22 protein-coding genes and 1 tRNA gene are annotated in these 25022 nt (G+C 67.3%); 14 read left to right on the top strand and 9 right to left on the bottom strand.

The features are described from left to right. Positions 1 to 24 precede the first annotated feature (24 nt). Genes IE113_RS01130 through IE113_RS01140 form a run of 3 tightly spaced genes read right to left on the bottom strand, consistent with a single transcriptional unit; the run spans position 25 to position 4376 of the window. Entirely contained in the window at positions 25 to 1368 is a 1344-nt protein-coding gene (locus tag IE113_RS01130) for an amidohydrolase family protein (RefSeq protein WP_189538586.1), read from the bottom strand. Beyond that, positions 1365 to 2783: an amidohydrolase gene (locus IE113_RS01135; protein WP_189538587.1), complete on the bottom strand. Its 1419-nt coding sequence runs from the start codon at positions 2781 to 2783 to the stop codon at positions 1365 to 1367. The genes IE113_RS01130 and IE113_RS01135 overlap by 4 nt, the downstream gene beginning before the upstream one ends. 3 nt (positions 2784 to 2786) lie before the next feature. Further along, complete coding sequence (locus IE113_RS01140) at positions 2787 to 4376, bottom strand: peptide MFS transporter (RefSeq protein WP_189538588.1); 1590 nt, start codon at positions 4374 to 4376, stop codon at positions 2787 to 2789. 204 nt (positions 4377 to 4580) lie between these two features. On the opposite strand from IE113_RS01140, the gene IE113_RS01145 reads away from it, so the two are divergent. From IE113_RS01145 to IE113_RS01155, 3 genes are all read left to right on the top strand, one after another. Continuing rightward, entirely contained in the window at positions 4581 to 4922 is a 342-nt protein-coding gene (locus tag IE113_RS01145) for a GntR family transcriptional regulator (RefSeq protein ID WP_189538589.1), read from the top strand. A 156-nt stretch (positions 4923 to 5078) separates the two neighbouring features. Then, positions 5079 to 5360, top strand: a complete 282-nt coding sequence (locus IE113_RS01150; protein WP_189538951.1) for an integration host factor subunit beta — start codon at positions 5079 to 5081, stop codon at positions 5358 to 5360. A 103-nt stretch (positions 5361 to 5463) separates the two neighbouring features. Continuing rightward, positions 5464 to 5548 (top strand) — tRNA-Leu (locus tag IE113_RS01155). Positions 5549 to 5559: 11 nt separating this feature from the next. Here IE113_RS01155 and mhpA read toward each other — a convergent pair. From mhpA to IE113_RS01170, 3 genes are read right to left on the bottom strand one after another with little or no spacing between them, the layout of a single operon-like run. Next, complete coding sequence (gene mhpA / locus IE113_RS01160; RefSeq protein WP_189538590.1) at positions 5560 to 7032, bottom strand: bifunctional 3-(3-hydroxy-phenyl)propionate/3-hydroxycinnamic acid hydroxylase MhpA; 1473 nt, start codon at positions 7030 to 7032, stop codon at positions 5560 to 5562. Positions 7033 to 7058: 26 nt separating this feature from the next. Beyond that, positions 7059 to 7898, bottom strand: a complete 840-nt coding sequence (locus IE113_RS01165; RefSeq protein WP_189538591.1) for a fumarylacetoacetate hydrolase family protein — start codon at positions 7896 to 7898, stop codon at positions 7059 to 7061. Continuing rightward, positions 7895 to 8914 (bottom strand): VOC family protein, encoded by a 1020-nt coding sequence (locus IE113_RS01170; RefSeq protein WP_189538592.1) that lies wholly within the window; start codon positions 8912 to 8914, stop codon positions 7895 to 7897. The genes IE113_RS01165 and IE113_RS01170 overlap by 4 nt, the downstream gene beginning before the upstream one ends. Positions 8915 to 8991: 77 nt before the next feature. On the opposite strand from IE113_RS01170, the gene IE113_RS01175 reads away from it, so the two are divergent. Next, positions 8992 to 9642, top strand: a complete 651-nt coding sequence (locus IE113_RS01175) for a TetR/AcrR family transcriptional regulator (RefSeq protein ID WP_189538593.1) — start codon at positions 8992 to 8994, stop codon at positions 9640 to 9642. Between the two features lie 24 nt (positions 9643 to 9666). Here IE113_RS01175 and IE113_RS01180 read toward each other — a convergent pair whose 3' ends face one another. Then, positions 9667 to 11145, bottom strand: coding sequence for a Ppx/GppA phosphatase family protein (locus IE113_RS01180; RefSeq protein ID WP_189538594.1), 1479 nt, complete (start codon positions 11143 to 11145; stop codon positions 9667 to 9669). Between the two features lie 158 nt (positions 11146 to 11303). On the opposite strand from IE113_RS01180, the gene IE113_RS01185 reads away from it, so the two are divergent. Next, the gene (locus IE113_RS01185) at positions 11304 to 11978 is read left to right on the top strand and encodes a winged helix-turn-helix transcriptional regulator (RefSeq protein ID WP_189538595.1); all 675 of its coding nucleotides are present in this window, start codon (positions 11304 to 11306) and stop codon (positions 11976 to 11978) included. 114 nt (positions 11979 to 12092) lie between these two features. Here the strand turns inward: IE113_RS01185 and IE113_RS01190 are convergent, their stop codons facing one another. Together IE113_RS01190 and IE113_RS01195 are read right to left on the bottom strand one after the other, a co-directional pair. Next, entirely contained in the window at positions 12093 to 14777 is a 2685-nt protein-coding gene (locus tag IE113_RS01190; protein ID WP_189538596.1) for a TonB-dependent receptor domain-containing protein, read from the bottom strand. 98 nt (positions 14778 to 14875) lie between these two features. Beyond that, complete coding sequence (locus tag IE113_RS01195; RefSeq protein ID WP_189538597.1) at positions 14876 to 16483, bottom strand: beta-helix domain-containing protein; 1608 nt, start codon at positions 16481 to 16483, stop codon at positions 14876 to 14878. A gap of 294 nt (positions 16484 to 16777) precedes the next feature. Here IE113_RS01195 and IE113_RS01200 point away from each other — a divergent pair, with 294 nt between their 5' ends. From IE113_RS01200 to IE113_RS01240, 9 genes are all read left to right on the top strand, one after another. Beyond that, positions 16778 to 17152, top strand: coding sequence for a tetratricopeptide repeat protein (locus IE113_RS01200; protein ID WP_189538598.1), 375 nt, complete (start codon positions 16778 to 16780; stop codon positions 17150 to 17152). 142 nt (positions 17153 to 17294) lie between these two features. Beyond that, on the top strand, positions 17295 to 17912 hold the full coding sequence (locus IE113_RS01205) for a lytic transglycosylase domain-containing protein (protein WP_373297831.1): 618 nt from the start codon (positions 17295 to 17297) through the stop codon (positions 17910 to 17912). Positions 17913 to 17917: 5 nt separating this feature from the next. Continuing rightward, positions 17918 to 18223, top strand: a complete 306-nt coding sequence (locus tag IE113_RS01210; protein ID WP_268248085.1) for a TrbC/VirB2 family protein — start codon at positions 17918 to 17920, stop codon at positions 18221 to 18223. A 6-nt stretch (positions 18224 to 18229) separates the two neighbouring features. Further along, positions 18230 to 18511, top strand: coding sequence for a VirB3 family type IV secretion system protein (locus tag IE113_RS01215; protein WP_189538600.1), 282 nt, complete (start codon positions 18230 to 18232; stop codon positions 18509 to 18511). Positions 18512 to 18524: 13 nt separating this feature from the next. Beyond that, positions 18525 to 20945: a VirB4 family type IV secretion/conjugal transfer ATPase gene (locus IE113_RS01220; RefSeq protein WP_189538601.1), complete on the top strand. Its 2421-nt coding sequence runs from the start codon at positions 18525 to 18527 to the stop codon at positions 20943 to 20945. Then, a complete protein-coding gene (locus IE113_RS01225; protein ID WP_189538602.1) occupies positions 20942 to 22138 on the top strand; it encodes a TrbL/VirB6 family protein in 1197 nt (398 codons plus the stop codon). The genes IE113_RS01220 and IE113_RS01225 overlap by 4 nt, the downstream gene beginning before the upstream one ends. Further along, on the top strand, positions 22135 to 22914 hold the full coding sequence (locus IE113_RS01230; RefSeq protein ID WP_189538603.1) for a TrbG/VirB9 family P-type conjugative transfer protein: 780 nt from the start codon (positions 22135 to 22137) through the stop codon (positions 22912 to 22914). The genes IE113_RS01225 and IE113_RS01230 overlap by 4 nt, the downstream gene beginning before the upstream one ends. Before the next feature lie 3 nt (positions 22915 to 22917). Continuing rightward, on the top strand, positions 22918 to 24030 hold the full coding sequence (locus tag IE113_RS01235) for a TrbI/VirB10 family protein (protein WP_189538604.1): 1113 nt from the start codon (positions 22918 to 22920) through the stop codon (positions 24028 to 24030). Continuing rightward, positions 24027 to 25022, top strand: a complete 996-nt coding sequence (locus IE113_RS01240) for an ATPase, T2SS/T4P/T4SS family (RefSeq protein WP_189538605.1) — start codon at positions 24027 to 24029, stop codon at positions 25020 to 25022. Before IE113_RS01235 ends, IE113_RS01240 begins: the two co-directional genes overlap by 4 nt.

Genomic DNA, 25022 nt, shown 5'->3' on the forward strand with positions numbered 1-25022 from the left:
CGGAACCCTCCCTTGGTTATGCTCCTACCAGTCGTAGGCTTTGGGCAATGCGCCCTCGGTTGGCATCAGATACCGGTCGCGCAGGCGCGTCTGGCGGTTGGTCAGGGGTTGTTCGACCCCGTCGATGAACACCTGCGTCACGCCGGAACCCGCTTCGAGCGGGTCGCCGTCCCAGATCACGACGTCCCCGGCGCGGCCCGGCTTCAGGCTCCCGAACTTGTCGCCCTGGCCGATGATTTCGGCGGGAACCGAGCTGATCGCGGCAAAGGCCTTGTCCCATGACAGCCCGGTCGCGCCGGGCACCTTGGTCAGGCCCACCAGATTGCCCGCATATTGCGGGGCATGGCGCGGCTGGTCAAAGAACGCGCCCAGCGCGACCTTGACGCCCGCTGCGGCCATCCGCCCGATGTTCGACTGGGTCGCGCCCAGCTGCTCGAACGAGGCAGGCAGGTCGTTCAGCGGGGTGGCCAGCACCGGCACGCCCGACGCGGCGAGTTCCCGCGCCGCCATCCAGCCTTCGGACGCGCCGACGATCACCAGCTTCAGCGCCGGGAAATCGGTCTTCAGCGCCAGTGCGATGCGGATGTCCGCCGCACGTTCGGCCCGGACGTAAAGCGGCTGGCGACCGCTGACGACCGGGATCAGCGCCGCAGCGTCGAACCGGGTGAGCAGGGCATCGCCCGGCCGTTCCGGCGCGGCATCGGCCAGGCGCGGGTCTGCACCCGCTCCGCCGCCCCGTCGCGCCAGCTCACGCGCCTCTACCAGCGCGTTGCGCAGCACGGCGTGAACGGCAACGCGGCTGCCCCCGGCCCGGCGCGCACCGGTTTCGCCCAGATCGACATACTGGAACGCGCGCGGCTGGGTGACGGCCTGGTTGTCTGCCCCCAGATCGATGATTGCGCCCTGCCCGCCAAAGATCGCGCCGGTATCCAGCGGTGCCACGGCAGCGCGGGTAACACCCGCTGCCCGGCTGATCAGGATCGGCTGGGCGACCGGGTTGATCGCGGGGGCAATGTCCAGCGCGGCGCTGAACGGGGCCTTGCCCGCTTCGCCATCGTTGCTTTCCTCGACCGCCTCGACATCGACCAGCCCCAGATCGGTCACCGCGACCACGAGGCCGGGCGTAACCCATTTGCCGCCGGCATCGATGGTCCGCACGCCAGCCGGCACGGCTACCCCGGCCCCGGCCGCGACGACCTTGCCGCCGCGCACCACCACGGTGCCGCCGGGAATCGGGGCAGAGCCATCGCCGATCACGACAGTGGCGTTGGTGATCGCCATGTCCTGCGCCAGCGCGGGTGTGGCGACCGAGGTGAGCAGCGCGGCCAGCAGGGCGGCCGGCGCGAGAGTCAGCTTGCGGGCGCTCATTTCACGTCTCCTTCACCGGGCTGGCCCAGCTCGAAATCGGTCACCGGGCGGTGCTTCGGATTGCCCGCATCGAACAGCAGCGCGCCATCCACCCAGACCTTTTCGGGGCGCGAGTAATTGGACAGAGGGTTGCCGTTCCACAGCACCACGTCCGCCGCCTTGCCCGCATCCAGACTGCCGGTCAGCTTGTCGATCCCCACGGCCTTGGCCGGGTTCAGCGTCAGCCAGCGGACCACTTCGGCGTCGGAAATGTCCACCCCGGCGCGGCGGGCATCGCCCTGCGCCTTGGCGGCTTCCTGATTGAGCCGCTGGATGCCGTTCTCGTCGTCCGAATGGATCACCACACACGCGCCCGCCTTGTAGAGCAGCCCGGCGTTTTCGGGGATCGCGTCATAGGCTTCCATCTTGAAGCCCCACCAGTCCGCCCAGACCGCGCTGCAGGTGTCATTGGCCTTCAGCATATCGCCGATCTTGTAGGCTTCGACGGCGTGGTGGAACGCGGAAACCTTGTAGCCGAATTCCTTCGCCATATCGAGGACGAGTGCCATTTCGTCGGCGCGGTAGCAGTGGTTCTGGACCAGGATCTCGCCGTCCAGCACCCCGACCAGCGTTTCCATCGCCAGGTCGCGGCTCTCCAGCTTGCCCTCGTCGCGCTTGCGGCGATAGTCCTGCGCCTTCAGCCAGGTCGCGCGGTTATAGGCAAAGTTGCCCATCCGGGTGGAGGGCGCGCGGCCCTTGCCGCCATAGACCCGCTTCGGGTTTTCGCCGCAGGCCATCTTCAGGGTGTAAGGCGCGGCGGGGAACTTCATCCCCTGAACCGAGCGCGCGGGAACGTTCTTCAGCGTCACGCCGCGCCCGCCCATCAGGTTGGCACTGCCCGGCAGCACGTGCAGTGCGGTCACGCCGCCATTGGCCAGCGCGCGGGTAAAGCCGGGGTCCTGCGGCCAGACGCTGTGTTCCGCCCAGACTTCGGGCGTGGTCGGCGCGGTGGCTTCGTTGCCATCGGAATGGGCCTGCACGCTGGGGCTGGGGTAATCACCCAGATGGCTGTGCGCGTCGATGATGCCCGGCGTCACGAACTTGCCGGTGGCGTCGATCCGCTGGAAGCCCTCGGGAATCGCGAGGTCCGCGCCGCCCAGCGCGACCAGCTTGCCATCGCGGAACAGCAGCGTGCCGCGTTCGATCCGGCCGCCCTTGCCGTCGAACACGGTTGCACCAACCAGCGCCGTCGCCGCGCCGGGATAGGGCTTGTAGCTGGACGGGTAGGGATCCTTGTTGAAATCCCGCGCGGCCTTGGCGGCGGCGCTGGGTTCCTTCTTCGCGTCCTTGGCCTTGGCGATGCCGGGCACGGTAGCGCCCAGCGCCAGCGCACAGGCGGCCGCTGCCAGCAGCGGGCGATGCAACTTCTTCATCATGACTTACTCCGCCTTCGGTTCCGGCCGGTCTTCCAGCGTGTCGAGGTGCATCCAGCGCTTCACGACCGGCGAAATCAGCAGGACCGCGACAGCCGCGCCGATCGAGATCCAGCCGAACATTTCATAGATTTCCAGCAGCTTTTCCTTGCTCATTTCCCCGCCGTGGCCGCCGGTGGCTTCACCGATCTTGCCCGCGACGAAGTTGCCGACCGCCGTCATGTAGAACCACGCCCCCATGATCAGCGAGGCGAGATAGCTGGGTGCCAGGCGGTTCATGGCCGAAAGGCCGACCGGGGACAGGCACAGCTCGCCCGTGGTGGCCAGCAGGTAATACAGGAACACGAACAGCACCGGCGTCATCGCGGCAATGCCGAAGGCCTGCGCGCCCCACACCAGCACCAGGTTGGCAAGGCCCATCTGCGCCAGCGCCAGGCCGAACTTGGCCGGTGCCGACGGTTCCATCCCGCGCTTGCCCAGCCACTGCCAGAGGCCCGCGAACAACGGGGCCAGAATGATGATGTAGATCGGGTTGATCGACTGGAACAGCGACGCCGGGGTCGCGCCGCGATCGACGTAGCGGTCGGTAAACAGGCTCATCGAGCCGCCGGCCTGTTCGAACAGGCCCCAGAACAGCGGGTTGAGGCTGATCAGGAACAGCACCGCGAACATCCGTTCGCGCGGCTCCTTGGGCAGCTTGAAGGTTTCGTAGAGCACGTAGCCGAGCAGGCCGACGCCCGAGACGACCAGCAGGCTCTGGATCACCGACTGGTACTGAACCAGTGCCCAGCAAACCGCGACCGCCGCCACGCCGATGCCATAGAGTGTCATCTCGCGCGACTTGGTCAGCGGGGCCGGTGCCTCGCCCGCCCCGTTCAGCGCGCCCTTGCCCAGCACGAACACCACCAGGCCAAGCAGCATCCCGATGCCGGCCAGGCCAAAGCCATAGCCCCAGCCAATCGTCTCGCCGAGGTAGCCGACCAGGATCGTGCCGATCGCCGCCCCGACGTTGATGCCCATGTAGAACACGGTGTAGGCCCCGTCGCGGCGCACGTCGGTCAGCTTGTAGAGCTGGCCCACCATCACCGAAATGTTGGCCTTGAGAAAGCCCGAGCCGACGATGATGAACGCCAGCGCCGCCCAGAACACGTTGATGGCCGGGTCAGCCTGCTTCAGCAGCGGATCGGTTAGTCCGTGGACGCCTTCAACCGCCATCAGGCTGTGGCCGACCGCCAGCAGCAAGCCGCCGAACAGCACGGCCTTGCGCTGCCCCAGATAGCGGTCAGCCAGATAGCCGCCCAGCACCGGGGTGATATAGACCAGGCTGGTGTAGGCGCCATAGATCAGGTTCGCCTTACCATCGCTGAACAGCCAGTGCTTGGTGAGGTAGAAGATCAGCAGCGCGCGCATGCCGTAATAGGAAAAGCGTTCCCACATTTCCGCGAAGAACAGCATGTAGAGGCCCTTGGGGTGGCCTGCGAATTCCGGTTCCTTCTGGATCGCGATCTTGCTGCCGATTGCCAGGAAGATGCCGAGAACGACGACCGCGATGGCCGCGATCCAGTCCCCCTCGTTCCACAGCGCCATGTCTTTCATTCAAACCCCCGTAATCATTGATGCGGCGCGCATCGCGAGGCGGCGCGCCGAAGTGGGGGGAGATTAGCGGGGTTTGCGAGGGATTGAAGCAGAATATTGCGCGGTTGTGAAACAGGATGATTCCGGCCGCAAAGATCGGCATGCACGGTTCCCGCCAGCGCGGTTCTGCTTGCGTGATACGCTGTATTATGGCACTGATGCACCATGCCTGATTCCAGCAAGCCCGTCTATTTGAAACTGCGCGACAAGATCGCTGCGTCGATCATCGACGGGACTTATCCCGAAGGCGCGATGCTGCCTTCGGTGCGGGCCTTCGCGGCCGAACAGGGGGCCAACCCGCTGACGGTGGCCAAGGCCTATCAGCAGTTCCAGCTTGATGGCCTGGTCGAAGTCCAGCGCGGGGTCGGCATGTTCGTCGCGCGGGGGGCGGCGGAGCGGCTGCGACGGTCGGAACGGGATGCGTTTCTGGCGGTCGAATGGCCCGCAATCCGCCAGCGGATGGACCGGCTCGGCATCGTGCTGACGGACCTTCTGCAAGAAGGTTAATTCGGGCTTATCTCGGTTAACTTTATTCGTTGCGCCGACTTGCCGGTTTTGGCACTACCGGATCGTGCAGTGCCGCTTGTACCGGGTCGAAAGCTGTGCCGCGCTTTTTTCCAATCGGGGCCGGGTTGCATCCGCAGCCCGCGGAAAGGCGTGATAATGATCAGGTCCGAATTGCTGCAGTTGCTCGCGCGGGAAAACCCGGAACTGCGGGCAGAAGAGATCGAGAAGGTGGTCAACGTCTTCTTCGACGAAATCGCCGAGCGCCTGGCGCGCGGAGGACGCGTGGAATTGCGCGGTTTCGGCGCATTTTCCACTCGTGAGCGCGATGCGCGCAAGGGGCGCAATCCGCGCACGGGCGACAGTGTCGATGTTCCGGGCAAGAAAGTGCCCTACTTCAAACCGGGCAAGGAAATGCGCGCCCGGCTTAACGCCGATTGATCGTTCCGGACCGACCCATCCATCCCCGGTGATGGCAGATGCAGCCCCGAATGGCGGCTGGACAATGCCGCAACCAATCTGCCACAGGCAGGCCCTGCGCCGTGCGGACGTGGCGGAATGGTAGACGCAGGGGACTTAAAATCCCTTGATCCTTGATCGTGTGGGTTCGAGTCCCACCGTCCGCACCAGCGCTGTCAGGTCATCGCTGCGCCCATGCCGACAGCAGGCTGGCGGCGTCGCCCGTTCCGAAAACATAGCGATCGGGCCGCACCAGCACCGCTTCGGCGCCGCGCTCGGTCAACCATTGGGCAGCGGCCTTGCGCCACGGTGCGAGCGGCGCTGCGTCCAGGCTGACGAGGGATACGCCGGCCGGGGCGGCGATCCCCGGCGTGATCGTCCCGATCAGCCAGGCCTGTTCGCCCAGGGCATCGTCGATCCGCTCGCCCTCGGCCGCCATGAACTGCGGAAAATAACTGCCCGCGCCGGCGGTGCCGCCGAGCATGCATCCGGTGGCGAGGGGCGGGAATTCCACGGCCCCATCGGGTGATTGTCCCGCGGCGCGGGCCGCCAGCATTTGCTGGTTGCGCGCTTCGGCCGCAACGGGATCGGTGATGCACACCGTCTGCCCCATCATCACGGCGAGCGCGATCGTGGCCCGCACGTGCGGTTCGCGTTCAACCTGATAGCTGTCCAGCAGCGCATCGTCCGCCGCACCCCGGGCAATCATGCCCAGTTTCCAGCCAAGGTTGGCGGCGTCGCGAATCCCCGCGCACATTCCCTGACCGGCGAAGGGCGGCGTCTGGTGCGCGGCATCGCCCGCCAGCAGCACCTGCCCCTTGCGCCAATCCTTCGCCACACGGGCGTTGAAGCGATAGACGGCCTTGCGTTCCAGCGACACGGCACCATCGACATTCCACGGCTTGAGCAAGGCCGCAACAAAGGCGTCGTCCATGATCTGTTCGGCCGTTTCGCCCGGCAGCATCATGAATTCCCAGCGGTGCCGGCCTTCGCCCATCAGCACGCAGGTGGTGGGGCGCGCCGGATCGCAGATCTGCAGGTTGACCGGCGGCAGGCGGTCGAAATCGTGCACGATGGTATCGATCACCAGCCAGGGTTCGTCGAACTGCAGGTCATCGAGTTCAATGCCGGCCGCCGCCCGGACCGGGCTGCGCGTTCCGTCCGCGCCGACCAGCCAGCGGGAGCGCAGGGTGCGTTGGCCGTTTGGCGTCTCGAACGTCGCGCTTACGCCGCCGGCTTCCTGGTGCAGCGCGGTAAAGCGCCATTCGCTGCGCAGTTCGGCCTGCGGGGTTCGCTCCAGCTCGCCGCGCAGCACGCGCTCGACCGATGGCTGGTGGATCATGTTGGCCGATGGCCAGCCGCCTGGCCCGACCCGATCCGACCCTTCGAAGCGCAGCAGGATTTCTCCGCTGGCGGTCAGGAAGTCGTAATGCATCGTTGTCCGGCTGGTTGCCGCGATGGCGTCGGCCGCGCCAACCGACTGAAAGATGCGCATCACTTCATGATCGACATGCGCGGCGCGCGGCAGCGGATAGATCTCCGCCTCGCGCTCGCACACGATCACGCTGGCCCCGTGCCGCGCGGCGATCAGCGCCAGCGTCACGCCAGTCGGGCCGCCGCCCACAATCAGGACGTCGCAATCGAATTCGGGCATCTGTCCCTCCATTCCGGGGCGAGGCTTCAGGCTTCTGCCGCCATTACGCCTTCGATGTGGCCCAGCCCGTCGATCTCGCAGCGCACGACATCGCCGGGTTGCAGGAACTGGCGCGGGTCCATCGCCGCACCGACGCCGCCCGGAGTGCCAGTGAACAGCACGTCGCCCGGCTCCAGTGTCATCCCGGTGGAGAGATGCTCAACCTGCTGCCAGATATTGAAGACCAGGTGCGCGGTGTTCGATTCCTGCCGCTTCTCGCCGTTGACGAAGCAGCGGATGCCCAGCGCATGGGGATCGCCCACTTCGTCCGCCGTGACGATCCACGGCCCCATCGGCGCATGCGTGTCAAAGCTCTTGCCCAGCGACCACTGCGGCCCGGCATGCTGCCACATCCGCTCGGTCACGTCGTTGCCCACGCAATACCCGAAGATCGCTGCGGGAGCGTCGGCGGCGGCAATGTGCTTGCCGCCCTTGCCGACGATCGCGACCAGTTCGACTTCATAATCCGGCGTTGCCGTTCCCCGCGCGATCAGGATGGGATCGTAGGGACCATTGACCGATGTCTGGGCCTTGGTGAACCAGACCTGGCGCTCGGGCGTGCCCATCTTCGATTCCGCGATGTGATCGGCATAGTTGAGTCCGATCGCCCAGATCTTGCCCGGCCGCGGAACCGGCGCTTCCAGCTTGACCGAAGCAAGCGGCACGCCGCTGTCAGTCGCCGCCTTGGCCGCCAGATCGTCCTTCACCGCCTCCCAGTTGGCGATCAGGTCGATCATGGTGCCGTTCAGGCCGGTGTCGATGATGCTGTCGCCGACGACGATCCCGGTGCGGGTCTGGCCGTTGGCGGTATACGTGGCGAGTTTCATGCGGTTTGACCTTTCGGATTGCGGCGCAGCAGCCGCTTGATGCGCAGGATCAGCGCGGTTGCAAACGAGATCAGGCCGGGCGGCGGGGCCAGCCTGCCAGCGAACATGGGATGCGGACTGCCCCACTGGACTGCCAGCAAAGCGCTCATCGGCAGCTTCTGGGGCGGGTCTGCGGCCGTGAACAGGTCGCCATCGGTCCAGTGTTCCAGCTCGTTGCCGAACGGGTCCCTCCAGTAATCGAACACCTGGCTGCCCATGATGTGCCGCCCCACTCCCCACGCGGACTGCCGCCCGGCGGCTTTCAGGTGCTGGTGGCCCAGCATCAGGTCGTCAAGGTTGGCCACTTCGAATGCGGCGTGGAGCAGGCCCAGTTCACCCGGCAATTGCGCCAGGAACAGCGTGTGATGGTCGGCCGGTCGATCACCCAGGTCGCAACGCATGAATGCGCCCAGCGGCACGTCCTTGGCCGCCTCGACTTCATCCGAAGTGAGCAGTCCGAACCGCTCCTTGTACCACGCCTCCGAGTTCCTGAAGTCGCGGACCTTCAGCACGGCATGCCCGATCCGGTGAACATGGGCGGGAGCGGCCTCAAGGCGGACGGTCGCGCTCTGGCGCGGCTTGGCAGCAACGGTGTTGCGCGGTGCATCGGCCACCTTCGGTTCTGGTGTGGCCGTTTCCTGTCCGGCCACGACTTCAACGCGGTAGCCGTCGGGATCGGTCAGGCGCACCATCTGCCCGCCGCCCGGTTCCGCCATGCCCTCCACGTCCACGCCCTCGTGGGCCGCAAGGGCTTCCAGATCTGCGATGCTGGCAGCGCGTAGCCCAAGCGCCAGAAACCGGGCTTCACCCGGTTCGGTAACGTGCAGAAACGGCCGTCCGTCCGTCCCCTTGGCATAAAGACGCCCGCCAGCCTCGAAGCAGGACAGTCCGAAATCCGCCAGAAACGCCCGCATGGCTGGCAGATCGGGCGCGGCAAAGCGCACGTGGGCGATGTCTTCGATCCTGATGACCGGCATGGCGGCTCTCCCGATTCGATTATGACTATTTAGTCACCTTGCTTGTTTTTGACTGAATGGTCAAGTATGCGATCTCCATGTCCATCGCCGATCAGTCCAGCCTGTCTCCGCGCGCCGCGCGCACCCGCGCAGCCTTGATTGCGGCGGGGTTCGACCTGCTGGCGGACCGTCCGATCGATGCAATCCCGATCGATGATGTGGTGGCCCGTGCCGGGGTGGCGAAAGGAAGCTTTTTCAATCACTTTGCTGACAAGCAGGATTTTGCAGCCGCCATTTCAGCGGAAGTGAGAATGGAGGTCGAGGCGCTGGTCACGGCCCGCAACGCGGCCGTCAGCGACCCGCTGGAGCGGATTGCCGGGGGCATGCAGATTGCTGCCCAGTTCGCGCTCGAACAGCGCCGGCGCAGCGCCGTGCTGATGCGGGGCCAGGGATCGTCCACGGCGCGGGCACATCCCCTGAATCGCGGGCTGGTGGCCGATGTCGAAGCCGCACTGGCCAATGGCTTGCTGCGGCCGGCGGCGCGCGAGAATGGCGTGCTGTTCTGGCTGGCGCTGTGCCAGATGCTGATTACTCATATCGTCGAGCGAAAGCTGGGGCGGGATGAGGCTGCGGCGGTGTTGTCAGGCATGCTGGTGCTGGGACTGACCGGACTGGGAGTCGCCGCCGACCGGGCCGAAACCATAGCGGCGGCGGCGGCACGGGAACTAGGGGCAAGCAGCGCCGGCTGAGCGCTTTGCGGCGCGGCGGGCAGCTCAGGGACAGGGCAGGCTCAGCCATTGCGCCAGATTGCGGCGATGCTTGTTCACGCTTTCGGTCACGAGCGGGGCCAGATCAGGGGTGACTGAAAGGTGCAGACCCTGCGCTGAACGGACCAGTTCGGACTTTTCCAGCACCTCGACGGCGCACAGGCTGAACTTGCGGCACAGGCGGATCGCCAGCCCCCAGCCGACGGCCTGACGCAGCCGTTCCGGCGTTGCCAGCTGGAGCAGGACGGGCGGCAGATCGGTCTTTCCGGCATTGGCCAGTGCGGTCGCGGCAAGCATGGCGCGGTCCTGCGCCGATGCGCCGATCCAGCGCTTGTGCAGCGCCCAGTCCAGCGCCTCGGTCACGCGGCGGTTGGGCTCGGCGCGAAAGCTGGCCAACGCGAGCATGGTCGCGGCGATGCGCAAGGGCTCGTCGGCGGGTTCGCCCGCGGCGGGGGCAGTCCAGTCCGCGACCTGGCGGGCCAGCGGGGGCGGGGTGCCGCGCGCGGCGGCGAAGTCCGCGATCCCGGCGAGCAACGGCGGTTCCTGCAGGGCGGTTCGTTCCAGCCCGGCCAGCAGGACGCCTTCGCGCAGCCCCCATGACGAGAAGACCACCCGTGTCGGGGCCAGTTCCTGCAGCAGGACTTCGAGCAGGGCGGCGGCATCGGGCATCGCGGCAAGCCGCCCGGCGGGCACTCCGGCCAGTGCCCCGGCTCCGGCCGGCCCCTTGCCGGGCTTGTTCGCCCTCAGCGCCTTGACCAGCGCGGCGGCGGATTGGGCGGTCAGCTCGTAACCGTGCGGATCGTCCAGCGGCCAGCGATCGCGCTGCATCGCGACCCGCGCCAGCGCGCGCCATGATCCGCCGACCAGATAGAGCGGCTGCTGCTGGCTGCCCGCCCAACCCGCCGCCGACAAGTGCCTGCGCACGGCAGCGCGAAACGCGGCCGGTCCGCTGCTGCGCAGTGCGGGCAGGCGCAGGGTGCCCAGCGGCATGCTCGCCCCGTGTTCGCAGCCTGTGGGATCGACATGAACCAGCTCCAGACTGCCCCCGCCCAGATCTGCCACGACGCCGTGCGCGCCGGGGAATGCGGCCTGTACCCCGTGGGCGCTGGCCAGCGCTTCTTCCTCGCCGCTCAGCAGGCGCGGCTTGAGCCCCAGCGCGCGAATGCGCTCCATCAGTTCCGGTCCGTTGGCGGCATCGCGCACCGCCGCTGTCGCCACCGCATCGACCGACTTGATCCCCTGGATCCGCAGCAGTGCGGCATAGCGGGCTAGCGCGGCCAGTGCCTGGGCCGCGGCCTTGTCCGCAATCAGCCCGGTTTCCGCCAGCCCGCGCCCCAGCCGGGCGGTTACCTTTTCGTTGTGCAGCACCACGGGGGCGCGCGGCGGTCCGCCATAGATCACCAGCCGGACCGTGTTGGATCCGATGTCGATGATCGCCCGCGGGGCGCTGGCTGCGACGGACGCAGGCCGGTCGCGAAGGGACATCCAGAGACTCCTGTTCGGGCAGACATTTGGCCGCCGCATTCTCTTTGCGGGGCTGAGCCGCAGTGCGCAAGCGCGGGTTCGCATCCGCGCTGACACCAAACCGTCACGCAGACGACACATGGGCTTGGCACAGGCAGCGGATCAATCGGACGGGGCCCATGCAGCACATCGACATCATCCTGACGCGCGAACCGGACGATGGTCTGGCGCCCTATGTGCACGATCAGTTGACTGTCGCGTTCCACCTGTTGGGCCGGACCAGCGATCTGCCGCTGCTGGAAGGCGCGGTGTGGATTTTCGTCGACTGGGTGCTGCCCAGAATTTCCGGGCTGGAAATGTGCCGCCAGCTGCGCTGCGATCCGTTGACCGCGAAAGCGCGGATCACGATGGTGCTGGGCGAGGACGATCTAGATGCGCGCCGCCGGGCGCTGCGGGCCGGTGCGGATGATTACCTGATCGGCACGCCCACCCGCCGGTCGCTGCTGGACCGCGCGCTGTCCAGCCTGGGCAGCCTTGGCGAATTGCCGCGCCGCCAGTCGATCAGCCTGGGCGAACTGACCATTGAACTGACCGCGTTCCAGGCCCGCTGGCAGGGCCAGCCGATCCGCCTGATGCCCAACGAATTCCGGCTGCTGCGATTTCTGGTCGAGCATCCCGGCCGGGTATTCACCCGCCAGCAGCTGATTCAGGCGCTGGGCAAGCACGACGCGCCGATTGATGAGCGCACGGTCGACGTCTGGATCGGCCGCCTGCGCCGCGCGCTGGTGACGCAGGGCGTGGCGCACGAATTGCGCACGGTGCGCTCGCTCGGCTACGTGCTCGACCCCGCCTGAGCGGACTTTTCCCGAACGCCCGCATGCGCAAAAAACGGCCCGCTCCCAGAGGGAACGGGCCGCCGAGTTGAGTTGCCGGGAGGCCGCCGCAAAGCAGCCTCTCGCGCAGGGAGTTCAGAATTTCAGCGAGGCCGAGAGCGAGAAGCTGCGGCCGACCTTGTAGGTGTTGATTTCCACCCGGTTCCCGCCCGCCTGCTGGAATTCCTCGTGACTGCGGCCGGTGATGTTGCGGGCCTCGAACTTCAGGTCGATCTCCTGCCCGCCCAGCGTCACGCCTTGGCGCGCGACAAAGTCCAGCCGCAGGCCGGGCCGTTCGATGATGTCGGGCATCCCGCCGCCGCCCCGGCTGACCACGCGGGTGCTGGAATAGGACAGCAGGAAAGTCTGCTGCGACAGGCTGTCGGTATCCTCGAACCCCAGCTGCAGGTTGGCGATATGGTCCGACTGGCCGGTCATCGGCGTGCCATCGACGAAATAGTTGGTGGCCGGCTGGATCGAGATGCGGCCCAGATAGACCGGCACGGTATCGTTCGCGCTGACGCCCAGCTTGGACTTGGTGTACGTATAGTTGGCCACCGCCACCAGCCGCCGGGTGGTGAGCGGGCCGCCCATTTCCGACAGGTCGAGGTACTTGGTCAGCTCCACTTCGGCGCCGTACAGCGTCGCGCGCGGGGCGTTGGCATAGCTGGTTTCCAGCGCGTTGCCGGTGAAGCTGGTATAGGCTTCGATCGGCTTGTCGATCTGCTTGTAGAAGCCCGCCAGCGAGAAGCGCTGCTCGGGGGCGAAGTACCATTCGAACCGGGCTTCGGCGTTGGTCAGCTTGCTGTCGCTGAGCAGCGGGTTACCGCGATAGAGGCGGTCGGATTCCGGATCGTAATACTGCTGGAACATCATTTCGCGGAACTGGGGCCGCGCGATGGTCTGCGATGCGTTGGCGCGCACCTGCATTTTCGGAGCGACTTCCCACGTCACCGTGGCCGACGGCAGCCAGTGATCGTTGTTGAGCAAGGTCGATGCGCCCGAGTTGGACGGCACATTGAACACCTGCACCGGGCTGACCGACTGGCGCGCCTTTTCGAAGCGTACGCCCAGATCGATGCTCAGCCCGTCGATCGGCTCGTAGTTGAGCTTGCCGTAGGCACCGTGGATGCGCAGCGCGGCGGCAAAGGCAGGGTCGCTCTGCGTCGTTTCGACCAGGTTGATGTTGTAATAATCGATGATGCCGGGGGCCAGCAGCAGGTCCGGGCGCAGCATCGCGACGCCGACGCTTTCGTTGCTGAGGTTGAAGTCCGACGGGGCGATGAACTGGAATTCGCGGCGGCTGGATGACCGCTGCGTACCGGTAAAGGCATAGCCCACGCTGGCGGTGAGGCGCGGCGTCAGCAGATAGCTGACGTCGATTCCGCCATACCACAGGTCTTCGTTGAGGTCCGAGAACGAGACGGCAGCATAGCCCTGCTGGCCGTTGTTCAGGCGGTTGATGTAATATTGCCCGAACAGGTCGTTCGCCGCGTTGGTGCGGACATAGCCGATCGAGGTTTCATACGGGGCCTCGCGCTGCGAATTGGCATAAGTGCCGCGCAGGTCGATGTTGAGGTCACCAAAGCGCAGCTCGCCGACGAACTGGCTGTCGATCAGCTGGCGTTCGAACCATGCGGTATCCTGGTTCATCCGTGAAAAACCGGTCTGGATATCGGTCCCGGCGGCCAGTCGGCCCTGCTTGATGGTATCGCGGATGTACAGGTTGGTCAGGCGAAACTTGTGCCGCCCCAGTTCCAGCCCCAGCCCCAGCAGGGCGTTGCTGACCATGCGGTTGTCGGTCACGACGCGGCGGTAATCCGATTCCAGCTCCGACAGGTCCTGGGTGGAGGCGCGCTGCTGGATCGAATCGCGCGTGGTCCACTTGTTGCTGAAGCCCGCGGTGGCGACGATCCCCAGCACGGCGTCGCCGCTCAGCTCGATCGCGGTGCCGCCGCTGAGCGAGGCAGAATAGTTGACCGGCACCTGGTCCATCTTCTGCAGGGTGGCGCGGCTGAAGCGCACCATCTGCCCGGCAATCTCCTGGCGGTTCACCGACGGATCATCGATGGTCAGCCCGCTGCCAAAGAACGCGGCGAGCGCGGGCGGGGCGTTGCGGCTGCCGTTGTCGAAGCCGGTCCAGTCGCTCTTGGCGCCGAAATAGGTATAGCCGAAATGGCCGGTGGTTTCGGTGTCGCCGCTGATCCCGGTGCTGATGGTGAGGAAGCTTTCCTTCGGCACGGCAGTGGTCGTCAGGTTGATCACGCCGCCGCCGAATTCACCGGGGAAGTTGGCGGAATAGCTTTTCTGGACCAGCGACGAGGCAACGACGTTGGTCGGGAAAATGTCCAGCGGCACCACGCGGCGCAGCGGTTCGGGGCTGGGGAGCGGCGAGCCGTTGAGCAACGCCAGCGAATAGCGATCACCCAGGCCGCGCACATAGACGAACCCGCTGCCGACCACGCTGAGGCCGGTAACGCGGCCGAGCGCACCCGCGATGTTGCCTTCGCCGGTACGGGCGATTTCGGTGGAGGACAGCACCGAGACGACCTGATCGGCCGAACGGGTGACATTGCGGTCGCGCGCGCCGGTCACCACGATTTCGCCGGGCAGCGAGATGTCGACCTGTTCCTCTGCCGGCGCTTCCTCGGCCGGGGCGGCATCCGCGGCCGGCGCGGCCTCGTCGACCGGCGGATCGGGCCGGTCTTGCGTCTGGGCCAGCGCGGGCGTGGCCAGGGCGGTCGAAAGCAGCAGCAGGGCTGCAAGCCGCGGCGTGTTCATCGTGAATTTCCCCCAAGGAGTGTGGGTCTTGAAATCGGGTGTGCGAAAGGGGGCAGCCGGGTGTCGGCCGCCCCCCCGTCACGGTTGCAGGCGGCCGATCAGTTGGTCGGCAGCGAAGTGCACAGGCCGGTGTTGCCGCTGCCGAAGGAGGCGGCGGTGCTGTTGCAGGTCCAGCCCTGATACCAGGTGTCGGCGGCGTCCTTGACCGCGCCGATGTAGTTGGTGGTGGTGAAGAACCCGGCCGGGGTCAGCGTGATGCCGTTGAAGGTCACCCCGTTCAGCGTGGCGGCATCGAAGGCGGCAACCGCGCTTTCATTCGCCCCGTTGATGAACACGCTGGCCAGCGTCGGCGTGAAGGCATCGTTGTTGTTGTTGCTGCCCGAACCGAACAGTGCGGCCACCTGATCGGCGGTCAGGCTGGAGCCGACGTACTTGGTCGTCCCGCACTGCATCGCGACCGAGCGGAAGCGCGGCGCACCGAATTCGTCGATGGCCGCATCCTGCGTGACCGAGGCGGTCTGGGTGCGGCTGACGCGCAGGCACGGATAGTTCGGCGCGGAGACCACGCCGTTGACCATCGTGTAGTCGGTGCCGCCGCGCAGCAGCATCGCGGCGCTGGTATCGCCGGTGTTGTTGCGGTGGATGAAGGTGAAGTTGGCCAGGTTCACGTTCTGGCGCGGGGTCTGCCCGTCCAGCGCGTTGTCCGAATCGGCCTCGATCATGCCGTTGCCGATGCCCTGGCGCTGCACGCCGATGACGTACTGGAAGTTGGCCTTTACGCCGGTGTCGGTATCCAGATAGTCGTCTTCCGCGCCAACCAGCACCAGGCGCTTCATGTTGACCCGGCCGCCGAACACTTCGATCGCGTCGTCAGAGCTGTTCACGCTCTGGATGTGATCCAGCACGGTGCCTGAACCGACGCCCTGCAGCGTCAGCGATTGCAGCTCGCTGTTGCCCGACAGGACATAGCCCGAATAGCGGATCTGGACGTAGCTCATCCGGCCCGAATTGTCGTTTGCGGTCGCGCCGCCATAGATCGCGGGGTCGGTCGCACCTTCGGTCTGGCGTTCGCAGGCGGTGGTGCCCGGCGTTGCGCCCGAGGCCGAGCAGTCGGTGATCGGCGCGCGGCCCGAAAGCACCACGCCGCCCCACTGGCCCGACGAACTGTCGGTGTTGAGGCCCAGCACGTTGTCGCGGCTGGTGAACACGATCGGCGCGGTGGCGGTGCCGACGGCGCTGATCTTGTTGCCGCGGTTGACGTGCAGCCAGGAAACGCCGGTGCCGCCATAGACGATTACGCCCGGTTCGATGGTCAGGGTGACGTTGCTGTCAGCCGACGAAGCGGTCGGCCCGCCATCGGTGCCCACATCGACGCGGCCCGGCAGCTGGTAGAGCAGGCCCGGAACCTTGGTCAGCGTGATCGAACGGTTGATCCGCGCGGGCAGGCTGCACACGCGCCAGGTGCCGGTCGGGCCGGTGATCGTGCCGGCATCGGTCAGGCCCTGCGGGTCGGCGATGGTCGGGCAGCCGGACGCGGGCGTCACGGTGCCGCCGGTCGGCGTCGGGGTGGGCGTGGCGGTCGGCGTCGGTGCCGGGGTGATGATGACGTTGCCGCCGGTGCCGGGCGAAGCGATGTCGCTCGGACCGCAACCAGCGAGCGCCAGGGCGCTGCAGCCGACCAGGAACAAGCCTTGGATGTTCTTCACGATAGGTCCCCTTGGGTAATTCGAGCGACGCGGGCGAGTGTGCCGTCGCGACTCGCCAACTAGGGAACCGGGGTGACAGTTTGTTTGCGGTTTCTTGACCGTTATTTGAATGGATATGCGACTGTAGTGTGACACGCCGTGTCATACTGTTGTAATTCGAATCAACCGGCCAAACCGGCGGATCTGACGAAATCCGCATTGTTGCGGTTTTATGACAATCGCCGAAATTTTTTGCGCGCACTGCGGGTCGGGCATAGCCTGATCTCAACGAATCCAGAAAAACGGAGAGATGTCATGGCCCAGACCCTTATCCTCGCCGCCCTGCTGGCGGCCCAGTCCGCTGCCCCGGCCGTGCTGGTCGAAGCGCGCGGTGAGCGGGCGGATGTTGGCTACAGCGAACTCGCCGCCGGTCAACCGCAAGCCGCGATCGAGCGGATTCAGGCGAATCGCAAGGTTGATGCGAACGATCCCGCCGCGCTGATCAACCTCGGCGCCGCTCATGCCCGGATGGGTGACCTGGCCGATGCCCGCACGGTCCTGACCGCCGCGATCGCCAGCCCGGAACGCTACGAGTTGCAACTGGCCGATGGCCGCTGGATGGACTCCCGCCGCGCCGCTCGCCTGGCGATGAGCCAACTGCAGGAAGGCAAGACGCTGGCGGTTCGGTGACAATCGCTCTCCGAGCGCGCCTCGCGTCCGCACGCGCACGGATACTATAGTTTATCCTTTGGGTGGCGTTCTTGTCGTCATGACGATAGATCGTCACAGAGCTGTCATGTAAAAAGCGCATTGCGCCCGCAAGGAGGGCGTAATGCTGCACAATTCGCCGATTCGAGTACTGTTGGCCGGAATGGTCGCCGTGTGGGCCGCTGCCCCGGCCGCCGCCCGCGCCGATGTGCTGGAGATCGGCGGCGATGGTGCCAGCTGGGTGGCGGGTGGTCCCCGCGTGCCCGCGCCCGTCACGTATGCCGAGTCCGCCGCGCCGATTGATGGCCCGGCCGCCGCGCAAGCCTCGCTCACCGAAGTCGATGCCGGGGCCGGTCCGCAGGACTGGCGTGGGCGCGTGGCGGAGCTGGCTGCCAAGTACGACATCAGCCCGGCCCTGCTGGAAGCGGTGGTCTGGCAGGAGAGCCGGTGGCGCACCGGGGCGGTTTCGCCGGTTGGCGCGCGCGGCCTGGCCCAGTTGATGCCGGGGACGGCGCGCGACCTGGGCGTCAATCCTCACAACCCCAGCGCCAACCTGGAAGGCGGCGCGCGCTATCTGCGGATGCAGCTCGATGCGTTCGGCGGCGACGTCGAAAAGGCGCTGGCCGCCTATAACGCCGGGCCGGGCCGGGTTGAGGCCGCCGGGGGGATTCCCGCCATTCGTGAAACCCGTGAATATGTCGCCGCGATCATGGCGCGGCTGTCCCAACCTGTCCGGAGATGATTGTCATGCGTTCGCTGCGCACCCTGTTTTCCGCCGCCGTTCTGGCCGCTATGCCGCAAACCGCGTTCGCGCAGGCTGCCAACCCTGCCGGGTCTGGCCCGATCGTCGCCGCGCTCGGCTGGCTGCAAGGGACGCTGCTGGGCAATGTCGCCACGGCTGTCGCGGTCATGGCGGTCGCTGCCGTGGGCTTCATGATGCTGACGGGCCGGATGAACTGGCGCTTTGGCGCGACGGTGATCATCGGCACGTTCATCCTGTTCGGCGCGGGTGCGATCGTTTCGGGCATCCAGTCCGCCGCGATGGCGGGCTGACGCGCGATGGAACTCGCGCGGTTTCCGGTCCACCGGGCGCTGACCCGGCCGCAGATGTTCGCGGGCGTGACCTACAGCTTTTTCATCATCAACGCCGCGGTCACGACCGAGCTGTTCCTGATCACCAAGAGCTTCCTGGCCCTGCCCGCTGCCGCTCTGATCCATGGCATTGGTTACTTGGCGTGCCTGCGCGAACCGCGCGTGTTCGACCTGTGGATCACCAGGGTCAGCCGCTGCCCGCGCGTGCGCAACTGGCAGCGCTGGGGCTGCAATTCCTACGCGCCATGAAGGACGGGCGATAATGGGTATCTTTTCCGGCAAGGCCGAATCCATCGCCAGCTGGGGCCGCAAGGAGGCCCTGGTGGGCGACCGGCTGCCCTATCTGCGGCTACTCGACGATAACATCGTGCTGCTGCGCGATGGATCGGTCATGCTGTCGCTGCTGGTGCCGGGGCTCAGCTTTGAAACGGCGGACAGCGATGAGCTGAACGCCCATGCTGCCACCCGCGAAGTGTTGCTGCGCAGCGCGCTCGATGCGCGGTTCGTGCTCTATCACCATGTCGTGCGCCGCCGGGTCCATGTGGAACTGGACGCGCGGTTCGACGATCCCATCGCCGCGCATATCGACGCGCGCTGGCGTGACAAGCTGGCGGGCGGGGCCTTGTTCGTGAACGACCAGTTCGTCACGCTGGTGCGCCGCCCGGCGCGCGGCAGGGCGGGCTGGCCGGAGCGGATCGGCCGGATGTTCAGGCAGCGCGGCGCGGACCGGATCGAGGCCGATCCGGCGGATGTCCGCGCGCTGCGGGCCGCCGCCAGTGCGATGGTCGCCTCGCTGGGCAGCTATGGCGCGCGGCTGCTGGGTGATTACGACGGCGCGGGCGGGCGGTGCAGCGAAGGGCTGGAGCTGCTCTCCGCGCTGACCAACGGTGAAATGCGCCCGGTGCGGCGTCCGGCAGAGGACACGGATCTGGGGCGGATGCTGCCCTACAAGCGGATCAATTTCGGCCTCGATGCGCTGGAACAGCGGGGCGCGGGCGATGCCAGCTTTGCCGCGATGATCAGCCTGAAGGACTATCCCGACGGCACCGGCCCCGGCCTGACTGACGCGCTGCTGCGCCTGCCGTGCGAGCTGGTCCTGACCGAAAGCTATGCCCCCGCCGACCGGCAGGTCGCGCGCGAACGGATCGACCTTGCCATTCGCCGCCTGCGCTCGGCAGACGAGGAAGCCATGGCGGAGCGCCGCGAAATGCAGGCCGCGCGCGATGCGCTGGGCGTGGGCGCGGTCGGCTTTGGCGATCACCACCTGTCGGTGCTGGTGCGGTCGGACCGGCTGGATACGCTGGACGAAACGGCCGCTGCCTGCGCCGCCGCGCTGGCCGATGCCGGGGCGATTGCCGTGCGCGAGGACGTCAACCTGGAGCCGTGCTTCTGGGGCCAGTTCCCCGGCAACGAGGATCTGGTGGTACGCCGCGCGCTGATTTCCAGCGCCAACATGGCCTGTTTCGGCTCGCTCCACGGCCACGCGCTGGGGCAGGCGAGCGGGAACCACTGGGGCGATGCGGTGACTCTGCTCCAGACGACCAGCTCCACGCCGTTCTTCTTCAATTTCCACAACGGTGATCTGGGCAACTTCACGGTGATCGGCCCGTCGGGTTCGGGCAAGACCGTGGTGATGAACTTCCTGGCCGCGCAGGCGCAGAAGTTTTCTCCCCGCACCATCCTGTTCGACAAGGATCGCGGCGCGGAAGTGTTCGTGCGCGGAATCGGCGGACGTTACAGCCGGATCGCGGCGGGCAGCCCCAGCGGGTTTAATCCGCTCGCCCTGCCCGATTCGCCGCTTAACCGTGCGTTCCTGCGCGACTGGCTGGGCGTGCTGCTGGGCGCGTCCGGGCCGGAGGAACTGGCGACGATCAGCGCGGCGGTCGATGCCGCTTATGCCAACGATCCGGCCTTGCGCCGCCTCAGCCACTTCCGCGAGTTGCTGGCCGGCACGCGCCGTCCGCAGCCCGGCGATCTCGCCAGCCGGCTGGACGCCTGGATCGGGGATGGCGAGCATGGCTGGCTGTTCGACAACGCCGATGACCGGCTGGACCTGTCCGCCCGCACGCTGGGGTTCGACATGACCGCACTGCTGGAGACCCCGCGCCTGCGCACTCCGGTGATGATGTACCTGTTCCACCGGATCGAGGAGCGGCTGGACGGCGAGCCCACGATGATCCTGATCGACGAGGGCTGGAAGGCGCTCGACGACGAGGTTTTCGCCGCCCGCATCCGCGACTGGTTGAAGACCCTGCGCAAGCGCAACGCGCTGGTCGGCTTCGCCACGCAAAGCGCGCGCGATGCGCTCGACAGCCGGATTTCGACGGCATTGGTCGAGCAGACCGCAACGATGATCTTCATGCCCAACGCTCGCGCGCGGGCGGAGGATTACTGCGAAGGGTTTGGCCTGACCGCGCACGAACTGGACCTGATCCGCACCCTGCCCGCGCGCAGCCGCTGCTTTCTGATCCGCCAGCCCGACGCCTCGGTCGTGGTGCGGCTGGACTTGTCGGGCATGCCCGAAGTGCTCACCCTGCTGTCGGGCCGTGAAAGCACCGTGCGCCGTCTGGACGCCCTGCGCGCCGAATATGGCGATGCGCCTGCCGCGTGGTATCCGGCGCTGACCGGTGAACTCTGGCCGGGTGACACGCAAGCCGATCTGTGGACCGAGGCGGCGGAATGAGCGCCTGCGAAACTCTGGCCGCCAACGCCGCCGCCGGGGTCGCCCCGGCGCTGCGCGCGGTCGATTGCCTGGCCAGTGAAACCACGGCGGCGGCGTTCGGACGGCTGTTCGGCGGTGACGGCGCGCTGGTTCCGGCGCTGACGATCCTGCTGACGCTGTACATCGCGTTCTTTGCCGTCTCGCTGCTGACCGGCCGCAGCCGGATCGGGATTTCTGCGCTGACCCCGCGCATGATGACGCTGGGGCTGGTGCTGACGTTCGCGACCAGCTGGGTCGCCTATCAAAGCGTGGTCTGGAACCTGGCGATCGGCGCGCCGGACCAGATCGCCAGCGTGCTGACCGGTGCGAAAGGCTCTGCCACGCAGATCTTCGCCGACCGGATCGACATTATCTTTGCCGCCATCGCCGAAGTCGCCCAGCCCGGCGCGACCAATGGCGAGCCCAGCGGGCAGGCGGCGGGCGGCAGCTTTACCCCCGGCAACCTGATGTGGCTGGGCGCGCTGCTGCTGTTGCTCGGCACGGTGGGCGTGCTGGTGACGGCGCGGATCGCGCTGGCGGTGCTGCTGGCGGTAGGCCCGGTGTTCGTAGTGTTCGCCCTGTTCGGCGGCACGCGCGGCCTCACCGCCGGGTGGCTGCGCGGCGTGGTGCTGACTGCGGTGACGCCGCTGTTCGTGGTGACGGGCGGCGGGATCGTGATGGAACTGCTGATCCCCGTCGTCGCCGCACTCCGTTCGGCCGAAGGCGGGGTCGATGGCCGCGCCGCGCTGGCGCTGTTCATGATCGCATCGGTCCATGTCGCGCTGATGGCGATGGTGCTGAAAGTCTCCGGGTCGGTGGTGTCCGGCTGGCAGGTGTTCGGGCTGGCCAAGTCCGATCCGGCGGAAAGCGGCGATGCGGCCCCGGCTGCTCCCGCACCAGCCGGTGCCGCTGCCACGCCCTATGCTCCGCTCGCCGCCGCCGCGAATTCGGGGCGCCGCTCCGCGCTGGTCGCCGCGCCGGTGATGACCGCCGATGGCGCAGCCGCTCTGGCCAGCAGTTCCGCCCCGTCCCGCACCAGCCGCACTGTCATTACCCAGCTAGCCGCGCCCAGCGGTGCGCCTGCCTTGCCTCCGCTGTCCAATCGCCGCGCGCGCGGGATCGGCAGCCGGTTCCGTTCCCAGCCGAGCAACCCCGTTCGGGAGATGATTCGATGATCCGCATTCCGCTGCTGACCGCTGCCTTGCTGGCGGCCACGGCCTCGCCGCTTTTGGCGAAAGACGCCCGCCTTGCCACGCGCCTGTTCAATCCGGACGAGGTGGTCCGGGTCGAGGGCAAGCTGGGCGTCCAGGCCTCGATCGCCTTTGCCGAGGATGAGCGGATCGAGAACGTCGCCATCGGCGATTCGAACAGTTGGCAGGTCACGCCCAACAAGCGCGCGAACCTGCTGTTCGTGAAGCCGCTGGCCGTCCGCGCCCAGACCAACATGACTGTGGTGACGGACCGCCGGACTTATTTCTTCGACCTCGTGTCGGGTGCATCCGCCGCGCCGCTCTATGTGCTGCGCTTCAAGTATCCGGACGAGCCGAAGCCGGTGCAGGCGGCCGCTACTCCCGCGCTGACGGCGGAGGAATCGCAGGTAATTGCCGCCAAGGGCGCGGACCAGCCGGTCGATCCCGCGACGTTGAACTTCGCCTGGCGCAGCAAGGGCAAGGCGGCGCTGCTGCCCGCGCGGGTCTATGACGATGGCATGGCGACCTATCTGCAATGGTCCGCCAGCACGCCGATCCCCGCGATCCAGATCCGCGACGAGGCGGGCACCGAAGGCCCGGTCAACTTTGCCGTGCGCGGCGACGTGATCGTGATCGATGGGGTGCCGGGGCTGATCGTGCTGCGATCGGGCAAGGACTTTGCCACCATCGAGAACGCCGGTCCCCCGCGCAAGCAGCCCGCGCTCGCCGCCCTGCCCGCCGCGCCGGCAAAGGAGCAGTAAGCCATGCGCGCCAACCGCTTGCCCGAACGCATTGCCCCGCAGGACGACCACGATCCGCGCGAGTGCCAGGGGGCCGAGATCATCGACCTTACCACGCGCAACGTCCTGCCCGCCGTCACCCAGCGCAAGCCGCGCGGCGAGGGGCTGGGGATTTTTGCCGGGGTTACGCTGGTTGCGGTGCTGGGCGGGGTGACGCTGTGGAGCATGGATGCCGCGCGCACCGGCCAGCAGCCGGTTGCGGCTCCGCAGCCTGTCCCCGCTGCCGCGCCGCCGCCAGTTGAAGCCGCACCCGTCGTGCCCGCCGCCGCGATCACGCCAGCGGGCGATCCAAACCTTGCCGCGCCGCCCCAGCAGGCCGTGCTGGCGGCCCCGCCACAGGGCGCGGCGCTGGCCGCGCCGGCCAGCAACCCGGCGGCATCGCCCACGGTCGTGTTCGACGCGAGTTCGCTGCCGGTGCCGATAGGCGCTCCTGCCGCGCCAGTTGCGGCGCCTGCGGGTGCCAGCGGCAATGGCGCGGATGATTTTGCGACCCGGATCGGCGGGGTCGGCGGGTCTGCCGCGACCGCCGCCGCCAGCTTCGACCCCAAGACCACGGTCACGCAGGGCACGCTGATCCCCGCCGTGCTGGAAACCGCGATCGATACCGACGTGCCGGGCTATGTCCGCGCGGTCGTGTCGGTCGATGTGCGTTCGTTCGATGGCAGCCGCGTGCTGGTCCCGCGTTCCTCGCGGCTGATCGGTCAGTACAAGAGCGGGCTGCAGGCGGGGCAAAAGCGCGCCTATGTGATCTGGACGCGGCTGATCCGGCCTGATGGCGTCTCGGTCAACATCGCCTCGCCCGCCGTTGGCTTTGCAGGGGAAACCGGGCTGGCGGGCAAGGTCAACACGCATTTCTTCGAACGGTTCGGCTCGGCCATGCTGCTGTCGGTGGTTGGCGGACTGTCGGCGCTGGGCGGCAATGCCGGGGTGATCATTGCGGGGGGCGGGCAATCCGCCGCGGCCGCAGCGGTCGGCCAGTCCGGCCAGATCGGCCCCACGGTGCGCGTGCGCCAGGGGCAGCCGATCCGGGTGTTCACCGCCCGTGACCTCGACTTTTCGCGGGTCAGCGGGGAATGAGCACGGCCCCGCTGGTGCTGCCGGTGGCCGCGCCCGCGCCGCCGCGCAGCGTCTATCTTGACGCCTACCTTGCCCCGTTCCGCCCCTGGCTGGAGCGCGAGACGGTGACCGAATTGCTGGTCAACGCGCCGGGCGAATTGTGGGTGGAGGACGCGGCGCAAGCCGGAATGCAGCGCATCGCCCTGCCCGAAGTGACCGACCAGCTGCTGCAACGGCTGGCCGAACAGGTCGCCCGCGTCAGCCATCAGGGCATCAACCGTGAGCATCCGCTGCTGGCGGCAACCCTGCCCGACGGCGCGCGCATCCAGCTTTGCGGCCCGCCCGCCACGCGGCGGCACTGGGCGCTGGCGATTCGCCGCCACCGCCTGCTCGATCTGCCGCTCGACGCCTATGATCGCGGGCCGATCACCCTCGCGCCGGATACCCCTGTACCCGATCCGCTGGCAGAGCCGATTGCCTTTCTGCGCGATGCCGTGCGCCGCCGCCGCACGATCCTGATCGCGGGCGGCACCTCGACCGGCAAGACCACGTTCCTCAACGCCCTGCTGCGCGAAATTCCGGTGCAGGAACGCATCGTGCTGGTGGAAGATACCGCCGAACTGCGCCTGCCGGGGGCCAACGGCGTCGGCCTGATCGCGGTGAAGGGCGAACTGGGCGAAGCCAAGGTTTCGGCCAACGACTTGCTCCAGGCCGCGCTGCGGCTGCGGCCCGACAGGATCGTGCTGGGCGAGTTGCGCGGCACGGAAACGGTCAGCTTCCTGCGCGCGATCAATACCGGGCATCCGGGGTCATTTTCCACAGTCCACGCCAATACCCCGCGCGGGGCGCTGGAACAGATCGCGCTGATGGCGATGCAGACCGGCATTGGCCTGACCCGCGCGGAAACGCTGGAATATGCCGCATCGGTGATCGACATCGTCGTCCAGCTGGACCGGCAGGGCGGCCAGCGCGGGATCGCCGCCATCGCCGAATCGCGCAGCCTGCTGGGGTAA

Source organism: Novosphingobium arvoryzae (assembly GCF_014652615.1).
Taxonomy (GTDB): domain Bacteria; phylum Pseudomonadota; class Alphaproteobacteria; order Sphingomonadales; family Sphingomonadaceae; genus Novosphingobium; species Novosphingobium arvoryzae.